Source organism: Neobacillus drentensis (assembly GCF_036965645.1).
Taxonomy (GTDB): domain Bacteria; phylum Bacillota; class Bacilli; order Bacillales; family Cytobacillaceae; genus Neobacillus; species Neobacillus drentensis_D.
The window spans coordinates 2,024-3,003 of the sequence record NZ_JBALPZ010000277.1 but is presented as its reverse complement, the minus strand read 5'-3'; the positions used below and the strand labels follow the sequence as shown (position 1 = coordinate 3,003).

Genomic DNA, 980 nt, shown 5'->3' with positions numbered 1-980 from the left:
GATAAATAGTATTAATTTAGGAAAAGAGTGAAAGTAGTGAGAATAGGTTTTTTTGATTCTGGAATAGGTGGAATGACTGTACTTCATCAAGCATTGAGGTTTTTACCGAATGAAGATTACATATTTTATGCAGATACTTTACACGTTCCATATGGTGAAAAACCAAAAGAAGAGGTAAGGGAATATATTTTTAATGCAGTTGACTTTATGGCTAATCAAGGAATAAAAGCATTAGTTATTGCTTGTAATACTGCAACAAGTATCGCAGTTGATGATCTGCGCAAGAAATATGATTTCCCTATTTTGGGTATTGAACCTGCCGTAAAACCTGCTGTTCAAAGCTGTGAGGGAAAACGAAAAAAGGTATTAGTGTTGGCAACTAAATTAACTCTCAGAGAGGCAAAGTTCCAAAACCTTGTGAAAAGTATAGACCATCACGATATTGTTGAAAGTCTACCTCTTCCTGGCCTTGTCGAATTCGCTGAGAGTTTTGAATTTAGAGAAGAAAAAGTTACACCATATCTAAAAGAAAGACTATCTTCGTTTGATTTAAAACAATATGGAACTATTGTTCTTGGGTGTACCCATTTCCCATATTTTGAAAATAGTATAAAGAAAATATTTCCTGAAGAAGTGGACATTATTTCTGGAAGTATTGGAACTGCAAAAAACTTAAAGCGAATACTCGAAGCAAGGAATCAAATGAACGATGGAACCGGAGATATTTTATTTTTTAAATCTGGTCATAAAGTTGAAGACAATGAAACATTATCGAATTATAAAAAGTTGTTGGTAATGTTAGACAGGATAAGTTATTTAACAACAGGTGCTTAAAGCAAAAAGATAGTCTGTTTAGAAAACCTTTTGAAATTTTGTAATTAAACAAACAGTGGCAAGAGTTGAAGGAAAGGGCTGTCATTGCGGCAGCTTTTTCTTTTTGTGCTAATGGGCAGTTTAATGGAAGAAGTGGTAATATTAAA

The 980-nt window shown here is 33.3% G+C and carries 1 protein-coding gene; it reads left to right on the top strand.

Translation table 11 applies throughout. The annotated features are described in order from the left end of the window. Positions 1-36 precede the first annotated feature (36 nt). The gene (gene murI / locus V7266_RS30290) at positions 37-834 is read left to right on the top strand and encodes a glutamate racemase (protein WP_335472981.1); all 798 of its coding nucleotides are present in this window, start codon (positions 37-39) and stop codon (positions 832-834) included. The last annotated feature ends 146 nt before the right edge of the window (positions 835-980 follow it).